General features: G+C 61.5%; 15 protein-coding genes. 4 read left to right on the top strand and 11 right to left on the bottom strand.

All coding sequences use genetic code 11. The features are described from left to right. Window positions 1-24: 24 nt before the first annotated feature. The 4 genes from IZR02_RS14190 to IZR02_RS14175 all read right to left on the bottom strand — a co-directional run bounded on the left by IZR02_RS14190 (window position 25) and on the right by IZR02_RS14175 (window position 3,455). Complete coding sequence (locus IZR02_RS14190) at window positions 25-591, bottom strand: hypothetical protein (RefSeq protein WP_115642535.1); 567 nt, start codon at window positions 589-591, stop codon at window positions 25-27. Between the two features lie 17 nt (window positions 592-608). Then, window positions 609-1,067: a single-stranded DNA-binding protein gene (locus IZR02_RS14185; RefSeq protein WP_081811516.1), complete on the bottom strand. Its 459-nt coding sequence runs from the start codon at window positions 1,065-1,067 to the stop codon at window positions 609-611. A gap of 79 nt (window positions 1,068-1,146) precedes the next feature. Further along, a complete protein-coding gene (locus IZR02_RS14180; RefSeq protein WP_081811515.1) occupies window positions 1,147-2,925 on the bottom strand; it encodes a type IV secretory system conjugative DNA transfer family protein in 1,779 nt (592 codons plus the stop codon). Then, complete coding sequence (locus IZR02_RS14175; protein ID WP_217316526.1) at window positions 2,922-3,455, bottom strand: hypothetical protein; 534 nt, start codon at window positions 3,453-3,455, stop codon at window positions 2,922-2,924. The genes IZR02_RS14180 and IZR02_RS14175 overlap by 4 nt, the downstream gene beginning before the upstream one ends. A 120-nt stretch (window positions 3,456-3,575) precedes the next feature. On the opposite strand from IZR02_RS14175, the gene IZR02_RS14170 reads away from it, so the two are divergent. The 4 genes from IZR02_RS14170 to IZR02_RS14155 are packed head-to-tail and all read left to right on the top strand — an operon-like array spanning window position 3,576 to window position 7,962. Next, window positions 3,576-4,004, top strand: coding sequence for a helix-turn-helix domain-containing protein (locus IZR02_RS14170; RefSeq protein ID WP_081811514.1), 429 nt, complete (start codon window positions 3,576-3,578; stop codon window positions 4,002-4,004). Further along, window positions 3,967-6,486: a protein kinase domain-containing protein gene (locus tag IZR02_RS14165; RefSeq protein WP_081811513.1), complete on the top strand. Its 2,520-nt coding sequence runs from the start codon at window positions 3,967-3,969 to the stop codon at window positions 6,484-6,486. Before IZR02_RS14170 ends, IZR02_RS14165 begins: the two co-directional genes overlap by 38 nt. A gap of 39 nt (window positions 6,487-6,525) precedes the next feature. Then, window positions 6,526-7,206, top strand: coding sequence for a vWA domain-containing protein (locus tag IZR02_RS14160; RefSeq protein ID WP_029989121.1), 681 nt, complete (start codon window positions 6,526-6,528; stop codon window positions 7,204-7,206). Beyond that, window positions 7,207-7,962: a PP2C family serine/threonine-protein phosphatase gene (locus IZR02_RS14155; RefSeq protein WP_025102601.1), complete on the top strand. Its 756-nt coding sequence runs from the start codon at window positions 7,207-7,209 to the stop codon at window positions 7,960-7,962. A 38-nt stretch (window positions 7,963-8,000) separates the two neighbouring features. Here IZR02_RS14155 and IZR02_RS14150 read toward each other — a convergent pair whose 3' ends face one another. The 7 genes from IZR02_RS14150 to IZR02_RS14120 all read right to left on the bottom strand — a co-directional run bounded on the left by IZR02_RS14150 (window position 8,001) and on the right by IZR02_RS14120 (window position 15,119). Next, window positions 8,001-9,497, bottom strand: a complete 1,497-nt coding sequence (locus IZR02_RS14150) for an ATP-binding protein (protein WP_025102600.1) — start codon at window positions 9,495-9,497, stop codon at window positions 8,001-8,003. Next, the gene (locus IZR02_RS14145) at window positions 9,494-10,267 is read right to left on the bottom strand and encodes a hypothetical protein (RefSeq protein WP_025102599.1); all 774 of its coding nucleotides are present in this window, start codon (window positions 10,265-10,267) and stop codon (window positions 9,494-9,496) included. Before IZR02_RS14145 ends, IZR02_RS14150 begins: the two co-directional genes overlap by 4 nt. 165 nt (window positions 10,268-10,432) lie before the next feature. Next, entirely contained in the window at window positions 10,433-10,855 is a 423-nt protein-coding gene (locus IZR02_RS14140) for a hypothetical protein (protein WP_162817526.1), read from the bottom strand. Continuing rightward, on the bottom strand, window positions 10,852-11,850 hold the full coding sequence (locus IZR02_RS14135; protein WP_162817525.1) for a hypothetical protein: 999 nt from the start codon (window positions 11,848-11,850) through the stop codon (window positions 10,852-10,854). Before IZR02_RS14135 ends, IZR02_RS14140 begins: the two co-directional genes overlap by 4 nt. Before the next feature lie 91 nt (window positions 11,851-11,941). After that, a complete protein-coding gene (locus IZR02_RS14130) occupies window positions 11,942-13,408 on the bottom strand; it encodes an SCO6880 family protein (protein ID WP_025102597.1) in 1,467 nt (488 codons plus the stop codon). A 6-nt stretch (window positions 13,409-13,414) separates the two neighbouring features. After that, window positions 13,415-14,812: a conjugal transfer protein TrbL gene (locus tag IZR02_RS14125; protein ID WP_025102596.1), complete on the bottom strand. Its 1,398-nt coding sequence runs from the start codon at window positions 14,810-14,812 to the stop codon at window positions 13,415-13,417. A 34-nt stretch (window positions 14,813-14,846) separates the two neighbouring features. Then, window positions 14,847-15,119: a DUF6112 family protein gene (locus IZR02_RS14120; protein ID WP_223160667.1), complete on the bottom strand. Its 273-nt coding sequence runs from the start codon at window positions 15,117-15,119 to the stop codon at window positions 14,847-14,849. Between the last annotated feature and the right edge of the window lie 133 nt (window positions 15,120-15,252).

Raw genomic sequence — 15,252 nt, 5'->3', positions numbered from 1 at the left:
AACTGTACCTGGCGTTGACCTTGGTCAGGTTGGTATCTCACCCGTGTGCTCGTCGAGACTCGCGTAGAACGCATCCTCGGCCGCTCGACGTGCTTCGACCTGCTCGAGCACGAACTGCACGAAGTCGGCGTCTCGATCTGTGATCGATTGTTCCACGCTGTCGGCAGCGGGTTCCTCTCCGGGCCAAACGGTATGTCGAGTCGGGCGATCTCGGTCGAGGCGCGTTCCGCTTGTTGCGACCCAGTCACGGAGACGTTGGCGCGCATCCTGAAAATCTCGGTGCCAACCCAAGGGGGCCGATCCGTCCTGGTTTGAGTCGTATGCGCAGAGCCAGTGCAGGTGCAGTGCAGAGAGTTCCCAGAGCAGTTCAGGGTGGCGATGCCAAAGCGGAGGGACGACCGACGCAGGCAGACCGTACTCGGTGCGAAGCCAATTGACCCAAAGGTTGAGTTCGAGAAGTTCCTGCTCCAGGTCATGGGAAGTGAGGAGGTTCCAATTGATCGGGTGCGGTGGCTCTGCGATGAGGTCAGGTTCGAACTGACCAGCCTCTCCGTTCCGAGGAGTGCCGGCGGTGGGATCGTACTCGTTCATAAGCTCACTCATCCGGTTCAGCGGCCGAGCGTGGGCGCATCGGCCGCGGCACTTGTCCTTTGGGGAGCGAATGCCTGACCCCGCTCCGGGTTCACGCTCATGCGACGGGCTGGTTGTCGAGGTGAACGGTCGACTTCGTACCTTGTGCGGGCCGCGTCGTGGCCGATGCGCTTTGCTACGAACTCTTCGCTTTCCACGTTTTGACCGTCGCGTTCGTAACTCACCGGGCGCTGGTAGCCCTCAGCGATGAAGTTGTCGCCTTTCGAGAAGCGCTCTGCAGCGCGTTCAGCCGAGCGCCCGAACATCACCAGATGGTGATAGCTCGACTCCAGCTGGGTGAAGGTGCCGTCTTCCTCGCGGCGGAAGTGCTCTTGCCCAAAGCGGAGGTAGAGCCGCGGATTCCCATTGGCTGCGACTGTCAGTTGCGGATCTGACGTGATGAAACCTGAAACGGATTCTTGTGTGTGGATTGACATGATGTTCTTCCTGATTGATGGGACGAACAACCTCGTTCGGTCGCTGTGGTAGGCAGGTGCACTTGTGTCCCCAGAATCGTTACTGTGAAGGTCTCCGTAGGAGTGCCTCGACGACAGTGCGATTACGGTGGAGCGCGGCCCCGTCCGATCGGCGGGGCCAAGGATGCAGATCCGTGATGATGGGTGGTGCGGAGCGCAAGAGGATCACGCCAGTTCCGAACGGGAGTGTCCGAATTCGATCGGGAGGCAGAATCGGCACTCTCCGGATGGAGCGTTGATTGGAACGCGAGCCATAGTCGCCGAGCGTGACCGAGTTCGTGAACTCATCACGTTCTCCTATGAGTGTCGAAAGATCTTGAAGGTCACGGGAGTTGGATGCCCCACCGAGAACGATCTTTGCGATGCTCGCATCCCAGATCGCTGCTGCCTGGTTCTCTGACCACTTGTCTCGCGCTTGCGCGAGGGACTGCAGCACGGGCATCGTCGTGATGCCGGTGCCGCCGCCTTCGGCCATGAGCGTGGGAAGCGACGGGAGTGGCGCGAGGTTTCCGATCTCATCGAGTGCGAGCAGCAACGGCGGATCAAGTCGTGCGCCGGGGGAGCGTGCGGCCATGCGGCGCGCAGTCTCAACGAGGTCTTCGACGAAGGCAGCGACCAACGCCGCGCTGTTACCGGCACCGGCCCCCGTCGCGAGTAGGTACAGTGTGCCGCGGTCGCGGATGAACTGCTCCGGATCGAAGTGCTCGCCCTCCGACGGGCTCACGGAATCCAATACTCGCGGGTCGGCGAGTGCTGCCAGAGCGAGCGAGACTCCTTGCCAGATGCTGTCGCGAGTGCGCGGGTCGGAGTCGAGCATCGCTTCCAAGGATTCCGCCCACCCTGTTGCCGCGAGAGGTGAGCCGGTCAGGATCGCGACGGCCTCGGCCGCGGCTGCAGGGTCCAGTGTCCACCGGAAGAGTTGCGCAGGGGTCCTGTGATCCAGGGCTGCAGCATGGAGGAGTGCCTGTAACGCAACCCGAGTCTTGCCTTCCCAGAAGCCACCACCTTCGACACCGCCAGAGGAAAGCTCGGTGGCTGCTGCGAGGCCGGTCGCACGGATCATGGCGGTAAGCGGATCTTCGCAGCCTCTGATGGGTGACCAACGCAGCCCGGCAGGAATCCCTTCGGCCAGGTGCTGTGGGTCAAAGACAGCGACCGGGCCGAGGCGCTCTCGCGCCTTCAGCGTGACAGTGAGATTGTCGGGCCTCGTCGAGGTCGTGACGACTGCCCCTGGCGCATCGAGGATGGCCGGAATCACGACATGCAGACCCTTGCCTGAGCGCGGCGGACCGATCAGCAGAATCGAGTCTTCGACACTGGCCCAGACTTGTTTGCCGTGCGAGCGTCCAAGCAAGTAGCCCACGTCGGCAGCCTGTGGACGCGCAAGCGATGGCCGGAGTGTGGCTGCACGACGAAGGAGTGCCTTCGAAGAAGCGCGGGATGCGACATCGTGCCCGCTCGCGGTCCCTTCGAGCTTGCGGGGGTCGGCAGAGACTGCGCGCGAGTGGCGCCGAAGCCAGATCCAGATCCCAACAACCACGGTGGCGAGCAAGCCGAGCAGGAACGCCGCGACGACCCAGTAGAGCACTGTGTGGAGGCGTGGCACCCCAAGGGCCGCTGCAGGATGAACAGGGTCAAAGAGTACGCTGACACCACCTGCGAAGCCGACCGTTGGTTGCTCCACACCGGTCAGAAACGCCGCGATTGATCCGGCACCGCGAAGCACGGCTGCGATACCGAACAAAGCGAAGAGGCCGATCATGAGCACGTTGGTCAGCTCATCCCCAAGACCTCGGCTGTGAGCTTGGGGGCTGGTCATGACGGCAACTGCTCGACGACAATGACTCCCGAGACGCGGCCGATGAGAAGAATCTCTGCGTTCTGGTCCGAGATCTGACTGAGATCGATAACCGCACGAGCTGTGCCGTCGGCAGAACCTTCCGCGTTCGACAACGTGAGAGCAGCTGCCACATCCTCGCCAGGGATGAACCCGGAGCCACGCAACTCGATCAGTTGAGGCGCTGTTCGGAGGCGCGCTCGCCGCGAGGAACTGGGCGGGGGCGCCCCATTTGCAACGTGTTCGCTACGAGTGGCGTGAACAATGTCGGTGAACACCGCGCCGTCGTGCTCGTGCACCTCGACACGCACAGTACGGGTGCGGTGCTCGGAGAGTGCATCGAGCAGTTCGCCGAACCGACTCCTATTCCATTTCGACGCCAAGCCAGGAGGTGGGAATTCTTGGCTATCTAGTGTGACCTGCATCGCGCCGCGTTCATCGACGTGGACTCTGGCGATCGGAAGATTGACCGGCTGTTCGGAGTGGGTGTCTCTGCTGCTGCGGTTGCTCATGCCGGAAAGGTGCGCGGTGCTTCGCAGCGTTCGCACTTTTCTCTATCTACAGATAGTACATTTGTGTTACAGTTGCGGCAGTTAGAGACAGATCGCGACAGTTGAGCACTGGAGGTAAGTGTGGCCGAGCAAGACGAAGACTCGATCAACGCGCTACGCCGAGCACTCCAAGGTGCCAGCGACTCGTTGCAGGTAACGCTCACGTTGTCGCGCGCGACCGCAGAGAACGTGCTGCGGCTTCTTGAATCAGAAAACGGAACGGGGGCCGTGGTCGTCCCTGTTAAGGAGTTGTACACGACCACAGAGGCTTCGTCCTTGCTTGGCGTCTCGCGTCCAACGCTAATGAAGCTCATCGATTCGGGCAGTATCGAGGCCGTCAAAGTTGGGACGCATCATCGCATCCCTGCCGACGAACTAGTGGCGTTTCAGCGTGCGCGCCAGGTAAGCCAGGAAAGGGCGGCAGAACTGCTCACCGAATTCTCGTCCCGTTCGGCCGCACGTTTCCAAAGCAATGTCACATTCCGTGCAAGCGCTGAAGGGGAGGAGTGAGATGGCGATTCCACGGCCACCGGCGCCGCAGACAGGTCCAATGCCAACATCGCGACCCCCGATCGATGAAGGTTCGGCTGGACATACTGCAGAGACCCGTGCCGCAGCCGTCATTTCGCCTGAGGACTTCGTCAAGACTGGTCGTCGACTCTTCCTCGATACCAACGTCTTTATGGATACCGACACCCTTCGCTCAGCCGGTCTGAAGATGCTGTTCGAGCGCTGCAAGGATCTCGCTATCCGAAACGGCAACGGCATCGTCGTCCCGTCAAAGGTCATCGATGAACTCGCCAAGCAAAGCAGCCTGGATGTCTCACTGTTCACTGAGGAGCGGGCGGCCGCTGTCCGACGTGCTGGCCAGTGGCTGACGGTGTTGGGCTCTGCGGCAGCTCACGGACTCGTCCGCAAGGACCTCGGTGACGGGTCAAACCCCTATGCGGACGACCTGTTCGTCGATCTCTTCACGCACTTCGGCGACCAGTACGACATGTGCCTCTTGACCAACGACATTACGTTGCGGCTACGAATCAGACTGCTCTCGGTCGAGGTGAAGCATCGACTAGTGGCAGGCACAGTACAGGCGGATGGCCGGATTGCGGTCGACAGCGATCAGGAATTGTTCGAACGCGGCGCGAGAAAGCTCGCGCGGATCATGAGGCATGTCGAAGATGGGCTTGCCAAGGCCAAAGACCACGCAGAGGTGGAGATGCTGGTCCCTCTGCTGGACGACTTCAAGCGCTCGTTCGACGTCGCAGACGTCGACGCGAGGCCCGGAGGCAGACGCGAGCCCAGGGCTGCAATGAAGCCTGCTCCGAAACAGACGGACGGTGCGTTCAAACGTGTGACGACGCTCAAGCCAACAGATCAGTTGCTCGCAGCCACCGTCATCCCGAAGTCTGGTGACAACGTGATCGCTGCGTCATCACACTCGCGGCGTGCAATCGTCTTGGGTGACTTGGTCGGCGAGGGCGGCGAGGGGTCGGTTTATGCCGTGCAGGGTGTCCCCAGCCAGGTTGTCAAAATCTTCGATAAGGACCATCGAACCGAGCATCGCAAGGCAAAGCTCGAACTCCTTCTGTCGCATGAGCTTGAAGCGCAAGGAATCGGCTTTCCCACACACATCATCACGAATGGTGACGATGAGTTTGTCGGCTACGCCATGCCGCGGGCTACTGGGAAGGAACTCCAAGCGACGATTATGCGTCCTGCTCGCTTCAAACGGACGTATCCGACCTGGACGAAAGCGGACCTCGTCGATGTTTGTATTTCGTTCCTCGAGAAGGTCGCCTACCTTCATTCGCTGAACATCCTCCTCGGAGACATCAATCCGAAGAACCTCATGGTCGACGAGCATAAGAACGTTTGGATCATCGACGCTGACTCGTGGCAAGTGGAGGGGTACCCCTGCCCTGTGGGAACGGCGATGTTCACCGCGTCCACGATCACCGGCGATTACGCTGATGCGCTGCGCACTGTCGAAGAAGAACGCTTCGCTATCGCAACGATGCTCTTCATGATTCTCATCACTGGTCAGTTCCCCTACGCGCGTGCCGGTGCAGATGGTGGCGACTTTGCGGCCCTGATCAAGGAAGGAAAGTTCGCATTTCAGTTCCAGGGAGCGTCAGACCAGGACCAGCCCGAGGGCAACTGGAAGTTCATGTGGAGCCACCTCCCTTTTCAGGTCAAGCGTCTCTTCTGGCATACGTTTCAGCGTCAAGGTGGTTCACGTTACGATCGGCGCCCGACAGCGAACGAATGGCTCTCGGTGTTCCGTGCGTACCGAGACTTCTTCGGTGGTGACGACGACTTCGACCCAATGTCGAACGACGTCTACCCATTTCGATTCCGTGCTTTCCGTCCGGATACGCCTATCCGCGACTGTCCGCAGTGCAAGCGGCCGAACGCTATCGTCGGCAGATGGGATGAGGAGAGCCAGACTTACTACGAGCCCGGCCTTTGCTACGACTGCAATCAGAACAAGTCGAGGTGCGCCGACTGCGGCAAGCCGCGACCTGTTGATGCATTGAAGGACGGTCGTTGCTGGGACTGCAACCGGAAACGCAACTACGCGACGTGCGAGAGCTGCAACAGAGAAGTCGCCAAGACCTACTTGGTCGGTGGCCGGTGCTCGAACTGTCAACCGGTTCCGTGCAAGGACTGTAAGACGCCCACGGTGAAGACCGAACTGACCTACGGGCGCTGCGAGGCATGCGTCAAGAAGGCAGCCGAGCTCAATCCAGCAAGACTCTGCATTGAGTGCCGCCAGCCCTTCATTACCTTCGATCATGAGCGGTGGTTCCTAGCCAAGGGGCTCGATATCCCGAAGTCCCATCAGGCCGCGACAAAGAAGCCATGTCCACCGCGGTCGACTGCTTCGCGCCCACCGCGCCCGGTCCCGAGTCGAGCGAACTCCTCGGCTAAGCCAGCAGCTCCGTCTAAGAAGAGCTTCTGGCAGAGACTCGCCTCCTGGCTGACCTCCTGACTCAGCACTAATTGACCACAACAACTGAAAGGTAATCCCATGGCACTTAACATCGGAGTCGACGACCTCGTCGAGAACCCAACCCCGCGCGTCCCTGTTGCCCTCTGCCTCGACACGAGCGGATCAATGATGGGGGAGAAGATCCGAGAGCTTGTCAGAGGTGTCAACCTCTTCTACGACGCGATCGACGAAGATGACGACGCTCATGACGCCGCCGAGGTGAGCATCGTTGAGTTCAATTCGTCTGAAAGCCTGATCCAGGATTTTGCGAGTGTTGAGCGACTGCATCGAATCGATGCGATCGATGCGACAGGTGGCACCGCCCTCGGCGAGGGAGTGAATCTCGCGCTCGATACGCTCGAAAAGCGCAAGTCCACCTACTCGAACGCAGGTGTTCTCTACTACCAGCCGTGGCTCGTTCTGATGACCGACGGACAGCCGAATGGGCGTCCCGAGGAACTCGAACGTGCAGTTCTCCGTGTGACGGAACTGGTGGCGAAGAAGAAACTCACCGTCTTCCCGATCGGGATTGGCGCCGACGCTGACATGAACGTGCTTGCACGATTCAGCCCGAACCGTCCTCCGCTTCGGCTCCAAGGACTGAGTTTCAAGGAGTTCTTTGAGTGGCTGTCGAAGTCTGTTTCCCGCGTGTCCCGGTCCACACCTGGGGACACTGTCAAGCTTGATCTTGAGGGCTTGGCTGGTTGGGCGGAGTTGTAAGTGTTCAATGAGTTCCATCATCAGGTGCGTGGCCGAGGACATGAACTCGACGGAACCCGAGGGCAGGACCGGACACAATACCTTTCGCGCGGAGGTGTCCAGGCGATCTGTTTAGCTGACGGCGCGGGGTCAGCTTCGCATTCCGAGCTTGGCGCGCAGATGGTGGTAGACGAAGGGTGTGCCGCGCTGGTTGAGCAGTTTGAGAGTCTGATCGCAAGTGTTGACGGGGGCCAGATCAAGATCGACCTCCTGAAGAGACTTCTCGCCAAAGTCGACATGCTCGCCGAGCGACACGATCGTGACGTTCACGATTTTGCTTCAACCTTTCTCGGCGTTGCCGTGTCCGGCGACAAGTTCCTTGGCGCGCATGTCGGTGACGGCGTGATCGGATACCTCAAGGATGGGGAGATGCACGTCATATCCGCTCCAGAGAACAGCGAGTTCGCTAATCAGACGACATTCGTGACTTCTCAGGGTGCCGTTGGGTCGATGCGGCTCTTTCGGGGGTCGTTGCAAGGAGTGACGGGCTTTATCCTCATGAGCGATGGTGCTGGGGATAGTCTCTTCGACGCGCGCACAGGTCAGCTGGCAACGGCCTGTGCAAAGATGATTATGGCCGTCGGGGCTGCGCCCACAAGACTGAGTCAGAACTCAAGACACAAGAAGCAGTGGCGGAAGTTCGTGGACATCAGGGTGCGCAACGCAACTAAGGATGACTGTTCGATCGCGGTTCTTGGGCGGCCTGGGGCCGATTAGCGAGAGCGATCACTATCTGCGATTCCGTCGCGAAGCTTCTAGGCGTTGCCGCTATTCATCATGCGGCCGGTCGTGTCGAAGAGTTCCAACTCGCCTGGGTGCAGCTGGTGCTGGCAGACGAATGAACGGTCCTTGATGCACCAGAGGCCCTGGCCAACGCCGAGCCCAGGCAACAGCTTCTGCTCGGTGCCAGTGAGCCCGAGTGCTCCCGCGGTGACGCCGAGCTGGTCGGACTCTTGCCGATAGATAATTCTCGTTTCAGCGTTGGCCAGCAGACTGTTCGCCAGAGCGCGCATTGCGGACCCTTGATCACCGACGTTCTCCAGGTCAGTGAGCTTGTGGAAAATCAGCATGTTCGCGATTCCATAGTGGCGCGCGAGTCGCCAGTGAGCGTCCATCCGACGCAACAGTGCCGGGTGGGACATCAGCCGCCACGCCTCGTCGTAGATGCACCAGCGCTGACCGCCGTTTGGATCGAGCAGCGCGGACTCCATCCACGCTGAAGAGCAGGTCATGAGCACCGAGATCAGTGTCGAGTTCTCCGTCACCCGTGACAGGTCCAAAGAAATCATCGGCAACGTGGGATCGAAGGCCACCGTTGACGGGCCGTCGAAGAGCCCGGCGAGGTCCCCGGCAACGAGCCGTCGGAGCGCGTGCCCGACGAGTCGCCCGTCTTCGGCAAGTCTGCCGTCGGGGTCTGCGCGAGCGGTTGGCGCAAGGATGTGCTCAACGACCATCGGAAGGATCGGTACGTCATTGCTGCGCACGACTTCGGTCAGTGCGGTATCGATCGCCGTGTGCTCCAGCGGTGTCAGGGGACGATTGAGCACCGTCTCAGCGAGTGCACCGATCAGGTCGCGGCGCCGCGAGGCAACGGTGGACGCCCAGCTCTCATCACTCATACCTGAGGGGCGGTAGCCCTCGTCGAGCGGATTGAGTCGCGTGGTGAGCCCGTGCCCGAGTACGATCGCTCGTCCGCCCACAGCTTCGGCGACGGCCGTGTGCTCGCCCTTCGGATCTCCTGGCACGTAAACGCGGCGCCCGAATGGGAGGGACCGTGTGTAGAGGCTCTTCGCCAAGCTGGACTTCCCAGAGCCTACGATGCCCGCGAGCACGAGGTTCGGAGCAGTGATGATGCCACGGGCGTACAGCACCCACGGGTCGTAGACGAAGGAACCACCGGAGTACAGATCCTGGCCGACGAAGACGCCATCGGAACCGAGCCCGCCCTCCGCGAGGAACGGGTACGCCCCTGCGAGGGTGGCCGAGGTGTCTTGATGCCGGGGTAGACGGAACCTGCCTGTTGAACGCAGCTGAGCCGGGCCAGGCTCCCCAGCGGAGGGAAGATACGATGTGCCCCGACGCGCAGCCAACTCTGCCGAATACTTCGCGCGGGTTTCTTCGCGTTCAGAGTGCTGCTGCTCGATCTGTAGCTTTGCGGCCGCTTTTTGACGCTGCTTGCGCACTCGACGCTTCTCGGATGCTGGAGCAACGAGCACCGCCGTATGGAGCCGCTCGGCGTCATCCCGGTTCATAACCCCAGCCCTCGCTGGTGCTTGAGTGCCGTGATGTTCGCAGGCTCGAACCAGGATGCCCGCTGGTGGCGCGGCGCCACTGGGCGCGCATCGAGGCCGCGCGACTCGTTCGGAAGTCCGTCCTGGGCTTCGACGGCGTGGAGTCGATAAAGGGCAACGTGGTCGAAACTGTGGCTATAGGCGAGATGGTAATCACCCTCGCGCAGCTCGTGCTCCAATGGCCCGCTTGGCGGCTCATCGTAGACGTACCCGTTCTCCATCGCCGCGCTCGTGGTCTCGTCCCCGTAATCCCAGCTCTTCAGGTGGTCGAGCCCGGCAGCAGGGCCGTCAGCGTCGATCATGTCGAGCACTTCGTCGGCTTCTTCACCTTGCATGAAGACGACGTTGACCCACCGATCTGCCGGGGTGATGTCTGTCGCGGGAGCCTCGTGCCAGGCGACACGACTCGCTGCGGATGCTGCGGCGTTCAGTCGCTCTTCGGCCTGGTCGATGAATGTCGCCGCCTGGTGCAGCTCATCGGCGGCAGCGAGCGCATCCGTCGACCCAATGGCATGGTCGCCGTGATCGTCGAACGCACGGGCACGATTGCTGATGTGGGCAGTAGCGAGCTGATCGAGCACCTGCCTCAGCGAACGGACTCCCGACAGCAGGTCGCCGAGCACGCCATAGAGTTCCTGGGGGTTCTCAAAGTTGCGCGACGCATGCGCGAGCCCGCGCAGCGCCTCGGATGCTTCACCGGCATCAGCGCCGGGATCGTAGAACGTGGGCATTGCGACCTCCTGAGTCAGTACCTGACACACAGGAGGTGCTCGGAACCGTCCTCAACATTGGAGATCTGTCGCCAGCGCGTCGAACACTGCCGGGACGAGCCCAGCAGGAATGGAAGCGGCGAATGAGCGCTTTTCCGTTCAGGAATCGCCACCGCATGGCTCGGTTTAGAGTTCTATGACCTTTCCGCTCTGGAGAAACTCTTGAACAACGAGCGCCGGGCTCTTTAGGTCCTTGAAGGGGCTTGTCTGGGCCAGTTCCGTGATAGCGGAAAGTAGCTCGGAGACTCGCGCGCCTGCATCTTCCTGATCCGAGACCAGAGCAGAGTCAAGGTTGTCGAACAATCGTCGGAAGTTCTCGCGCCGCTCATCGAATGTCCGATCGAGGGCGGTGAGGAGGAAGTCACGTTGCACATGGATGATCTCGATCTGGCTCCGTTCCCAAACGCGAATCTCCTCCCGGCGAGTCTTCTCTTCGGCGACAACCTGGACCCACTTGTTTGCTGAAGCAATGACGAGGTTGAATGTGTCAACAACCATTGCGGGGCCAGGCTTGGGCAACATTGCTGCCACGGAGCTAGATGCGCTCATGCGTACTTCCTCAGTATTTCGATTGACGCCTCAGTTAGTTCCCCTGATTTGGGGTCGAGGACAGGTGTGTTCAGGATTTCCTTCACAGCTGTAACTAGTTGGAGAGCACGTAAGAATTCGCTGGCATGCTGTTCAGGGTCAAACTCCACCCGTTCCAGTGCATCGATCGCCGAGCTAGCGCGTTCTGCTAATCGTGCGAGCAGATTGCGAAGCTCCTGAATGCGTCGTTCAACTGCTCCAAGCATTTCTTGTGCAAGCGCAATGCGTTCAATCTCTAGTGACACTGATGCCACGTAGTTCTTAGACTTAGTCTTCGACTTAGCGCCAACAATGCCCATGGTGAATCCACCGACCAGGAGCGCTGGGACCGCAGCGGTGAGGCTGAGAACTGCTGCCCCGGCGGCCATCCCTCCACCACCAGCCGCTATTGTGCCACCGCCGATGGCAGCCAAAGTTGCGTTCTGGGCGGCAACGCCACTAAGAGACGCAATTGCCGTACCAGTGCCCGCGGAGGCGAATGTAGAAACGCCCCAGATCGCAGCCGCTGGAGCGGCCGCGCCAGCGCCAACTGCGCTCACTACGCCGGACACGCCTGCGGTTATGTTCTGCGTCCCAGCCACATACTTGGGAATATTGGGAACGCGGATACGTACGCCATCGACCTTCTTGAAATTGAGCCGCTTGACAAGCGCCTCATTCCGTTCCAACCAGTCAGCGAAACGGCCAATGTTCTCGCGGTGGACCGTGATCTGGAACTCGCCGTAACTGCGGGCAGCAATCTCAGTGTCCAAACGAACCACTTCACAGTCAGAAAGTGCGATTTCAAGCCGTGCGGCGGCTTCCTTTCGCATCGTCCGACCTTGAGACAGGTCGACGACTCCCTTGCCAGCGGCGGCAATTGCTGTGGCCGCACCGATACCGAGAGGTACCAGGACCTTCGGGCCTGCTTTGAGGATCTTAGGGGCACCTTTCAGAGCAAGCTCGATGAATCCCATGGCCCTCCTGAATACTTGTCATCCATCTAGATACTACCGACTGCGTTGCTCATGCCTTGATGAGGCGGGACTGCGGTGCGGTAACTCGTACTCAGACTTGGCGGCACAGCGGCAGCGCAGCCGCGGTGAACGCCTGCGCCTGCTGGCCGACGAGGAGACGTGTCTCGCAGGAGGCCTGGATCGCCGCTTGCTCGATGGCGGCGACTGCGGCGTCGAGGTCGTCTGCGGTACGTGCTGAGACTGAGACGAGACCCGTGTAGCGGAGTACTCCGTGCCCGGCAGTGAGGTCGGCCTCTTGCTGCAACACGTCGTGAAATTCCGCCGTCTGCGATGCATCCTCGATCTGACCGATCCGCTGACGCTGGGCAGCATCCGAGATGTACTCGGTCTTCTTCTTGCGGATGTCGCGCGCCGCCTGATCAGAGCGCATCGGGGTGCACAGAAGCGAGAACGACCGCTGAATCCCTGTCGAGAGCAGCAGCGGCGCGAGGAACCCGGGGTAGACCATCGACCGCGGCCACTCCGAGATCCACAGCACTGCGTGGAAGGCCGAGTCGGTGCGCAGCCTCGACCACGATTCATTGACGGCCACCGGCCCGGCCGTCGCGAGCGACTGACCCAGCTCACCGTGGCGTTCAAGGGTCGCAGCCACCGCAGGATCATAAGCTGACCTCAGAATCACCGCGATCTCGCCACACGTCAACCAGGACGACGGTGAGAGATCGGCTGACCGCAATGCAGCCACGAGTGTAGACATCTCTTGACGGAGCACAGCCGCCGCGCCACGAATGCCTCCGCCAGCCGTGCGAATCTGTCGCGATGCCGCACGCATGTCGAGGGAGAGGGACAGCGTGGTCGCGTGACGTTCTCCGGCGGGCCCGGCGCGTTCGATCAGCTCGGCGTACGTGGTCGAGGCCCAGGATGCGTCGGCGTTGCCGTGCGACGCCCACCATTCGGCAAGCCCTGTCCCAGAGTCGGGCAGCGTCCGTTCCAACACCTGGAGCATCGAGATGCGTCCTGATCGGCAGGCGGTTGCGAGCACGCGGCCCCAAGAGCTGACGCGGCGTTCCTGTTCGCCGGGGTCGAGGAGCACGAAAGCGGGATGCGAGACGGCAACGATCGCCGTGAGTGTTTCCGCGGTCGGATCATGCACCATCCCTGCGCCCGTGGTGGGGTCGTCGTACTCGCGGAGCCGCGCCATATCGCCAGGGAGCGCAAGAGTCCCGGCGGGCCGAGGTTTCACAACTCGTCGACGGTAGAGAAGTTGCGCGCCGGTGGTCTTCCACACCCACCACACGACCACGGGGAGCCATTCGACGATCGCGCGTCCAGCGATCCGGATCCACACCACGGCCGCCGCAGCAAGCCACACGGGTGCGGAGAACGCGATGAGAATGCCGCCGCCAGCGTAGAACGCCCACACGAGCGTGCCGACCCCGAGACCGAGAGCAACCAGTTGCGACAGCGACAGCCCGAGCAGGATACCTCGGCGGGTAAGCCGGGAGAACTTCACCGGGACGAGGTCACCGGCTCGTTGCACGTCGTGATTCTTCGGCATGATTGGTCACTCCTTTCCGTTTGGCCGGGGCCGCGGGGTGCTCGGCGGTGCGGGATCTGATCTTGGTGCTGGCGGCTGTGGCACAGAGGGAGTCGCGGTGGCAGGAGGCGTCGCAGACGGGGCAGCCCCGATTTCACCTGCGCCGGTCATCGCTGTTTCGGCGGTGCCGCCGATCGCCTGCCCGAGCTTCGGTCCCGCTGTCGCTGCGCCCTTGACGACTTCGGCTCCGATGATCACGGCTGCTGCAGGCCCGGCCGCCGCGGCAGCTCCAGCACCAGCGCCCGCTCCGGCACCAGCACTGGCTCCAGCGCCTCCGCTCGCGCCAGGTCCCGCTTTGGCTCCGGCTGCTGCTCCGCTGGTACTCGCCCCCGCTGGGGTCGATGTGCCTCGCGCACCGCTCGATGTGGGAGTTGCGCCGGAACAACCGCCGGAGCCGCCATCGAGGACTTTCTTCACGCCGTCTCCTTGCGGCTTCGACGGAACAGGAACGGGGCGGTTGACGGCGTTCTTCGCTTCCTGCTCGCTTCCCATCGCCTGGTAGAGGTCGAAGCCGAGGAACGAGATGAATCGGTAGACCATGTAAGGCGCGAACGCGGCGATGAATAGCAGCACAATGCCCGAGATCGGTTCAGTGACGGAGGCGAGGTCAGCTTCGATCGGCGTTGAGACCTGGGTGATGGCGATCAGGAACACGACGACGAGCACGAGTTTGGACACGATCAGTGCGACGACGAACGCCACCCATTTGCCGATCCATCCGCGAGTGACGTCCCAGGCAGCACCGGCGAAGGCGATCGGCGCAAGCCCAATCGCCACGAGCAGCAGAGCTTTGCGAATGAGGAGTGAGAACCAGACAATCGCGACCGCGCAGATCATGAGCCCGGCGAGGAAGATCGTGATGATCGCTCCGACGCCGGGCGCAGCAATATTGATCGTGGTGAGGCCAGCGGTAAGCAGCGCGATCTTGTCGCCCATCGTCTCGGTGGTCTCTCCCGCAGCCTGGACGATGCCGATGGAGAGCTGGTCGACGATCTCCAACGCCGTTGCCGTCAGCGTGATGACCACAAACGAACCGAGCACAGCCTTGGCCGCACCGAGCGCTGCGCGCGAGAGCGCAGCAGGTTCGCGCCGGATCAGTCCCAGAATGAGTTGGAAGCAGAAGAAGAGCAGCACGATGAAGACACCGATACCGAAGAGCAGGTTGTAGACGTCGAGGTAGCCCTGCGACTGGACGTCGACGAGGGTGGTGCTGTCGAAGACGGTCCACATGGCTTCGATGAGCCATCCGGCGGCTTGCCCCATCGTCGCAGCCAGCCAGTCGAATGGGGCAGACACCAGCGTTGCGGCGCCCTCACCGACCGCATCGCACACACTGGAGATGACGGGGATATCGCAGACACTCATGGCGTTGCTCTCGAAGTCGGTGGATTCGCGAAGCTCACACCTGCTGCCCGACGTTCCAGAAGAAGTTGATCAGCGTCACGGAAGCACCGCAGATGATGGCGGCGCCACAGGAGACGAGTACGCCGAGCTTGCCGCGGGAGGCGAGGTGGGGATTGGATGAGTTGGCCCCGAATCCCCACACGATCGCCGACACGATCAGTGCGAGCACGGACAGGATTAGCCCGATCGTCATGACGGCGCCAACGATGACGCGCAACTGACCGATTCCGGGCAACCCCGAGTCGTTGGGAGTCACGTCGATATTCATCGGCAGGACTGCGGTGAGGGTCGTGATGAGTTCGAACACGGTGGCTCCTTGGCGTGAACACCGCCCGCGGCGGTGACGGAACAGGGTCGAGAGCCAGGTGCGCAGGTCATCTCCCGCGGGGCATAGCCCGATC

The sequence above is a fragment of the Microbacterium paraoxydans genome (assembly GCF_019056515.1).
Taxonomy (GTDB): Bacteria; Actinomycetota; Actinomycetes; order Actinomycetales; family Microbacteriaceae; genus Microbacterium.
This window is presented reverse-complemented; position numbering and strand designations above follow the sequence as displayed.

Excerpts from the sequence above, each read along its gene's own strand:
- IZR02_RS14190 (WP_115642535.1), bottom strand. The coding sequence starts at position 591 with ATGAACGAGTACGATCCCACCGCCGGCACTCCTCGGAACGGAGAGGCT.
- IZR02_RS14185 (WP_081811516.1), bottom strand. The coding sequence starts at position 1,067 with ATGTCAATCCACACACAAGAATCCGTTTCAGGTTTCATCACGTCAGAT.
- IZR02_RS14180 (WP_081811515.1), bottom strand. The coding sequence starts at position 2,925 with ATGACCAGCCCCCAAGCTCACAGCCGAGGTCTTGGGGATGAGCTGACC.
- IZR02_RS14175 (WP_217316526.1), bottom strand. The coding sequence starts at position 3,455 with ATGAGCAACCGCAGCAGCAGAGACACCCACTCCGAACAGCCGGTCAAT.
- IZR02_RS14165 (WP_081811513.1), top strand. The coding sequence starts at position 3,967 with ATGTCACATTCCGTGCAAGCGCTGAAGGGGAGGAGTGAGATGGCGATT.
- IZR02_RS14160 (WP_029989121.1), top strand. The coding sequence starts at position 6,526 with ATGGCACTTAACATCGGAGTCGACGACCTCGTCGAGAACCCAACCCCG.
- IZR02_RS14150 (WP_025102600.1), bottom strand. The coding sequence starts at position 9,497 with ATGAACCGGGATGACGCCGAGCGGCTCCATACGGCGGTGCTCGTTGCT.
- IZR02_RS14145 (WP_025102599.1), bottom strand. The coding sequence starts at position 10,267 with ATGCCCACGTTCTACGATCCCGGCGCTGATGCCGGTGAAGCATCCGAG.
- IZR02_RS14140 (WP_162817526.1), bottom strand. The coding sequence starts at position 10,855 with ATGAGCGCATCTAGCTCCGTGGCAGCAATGTTGCCCAAGCCTGGCCCC.
- IZR02_RS14135 (WP_162817525.1), bottom strand. The coding sequence starts at position 11,850 with ATGGGATTCATCGAGCTTGCTCTGAAAGGTGCCCCTAAGATCCTCAAA.
- IZR02_RS14130 (WP_025102597.1), bottom strand. The coding sequence starts at position 13,408 with ATGCCGAAGAATCACGACGTGCAACGAGCCGGTGACCTCGTCCCGGTG.
- IZR02_RS14125 (WP_025102596.1), bottom strand. The coding sequence starts at position 14,812 with ATGAGTGTCTGCGATATCCCCGTCATCTCCAGTGTGTGCGATGCGGTC.
- IZR02_RS14120 (WP_223160667.1), bottom strand. The coding sequence starts at position 15,119 with ATGAATATCGACGTGACTCCCAACGACTCGGGGTTGCCCGGAATCGGT.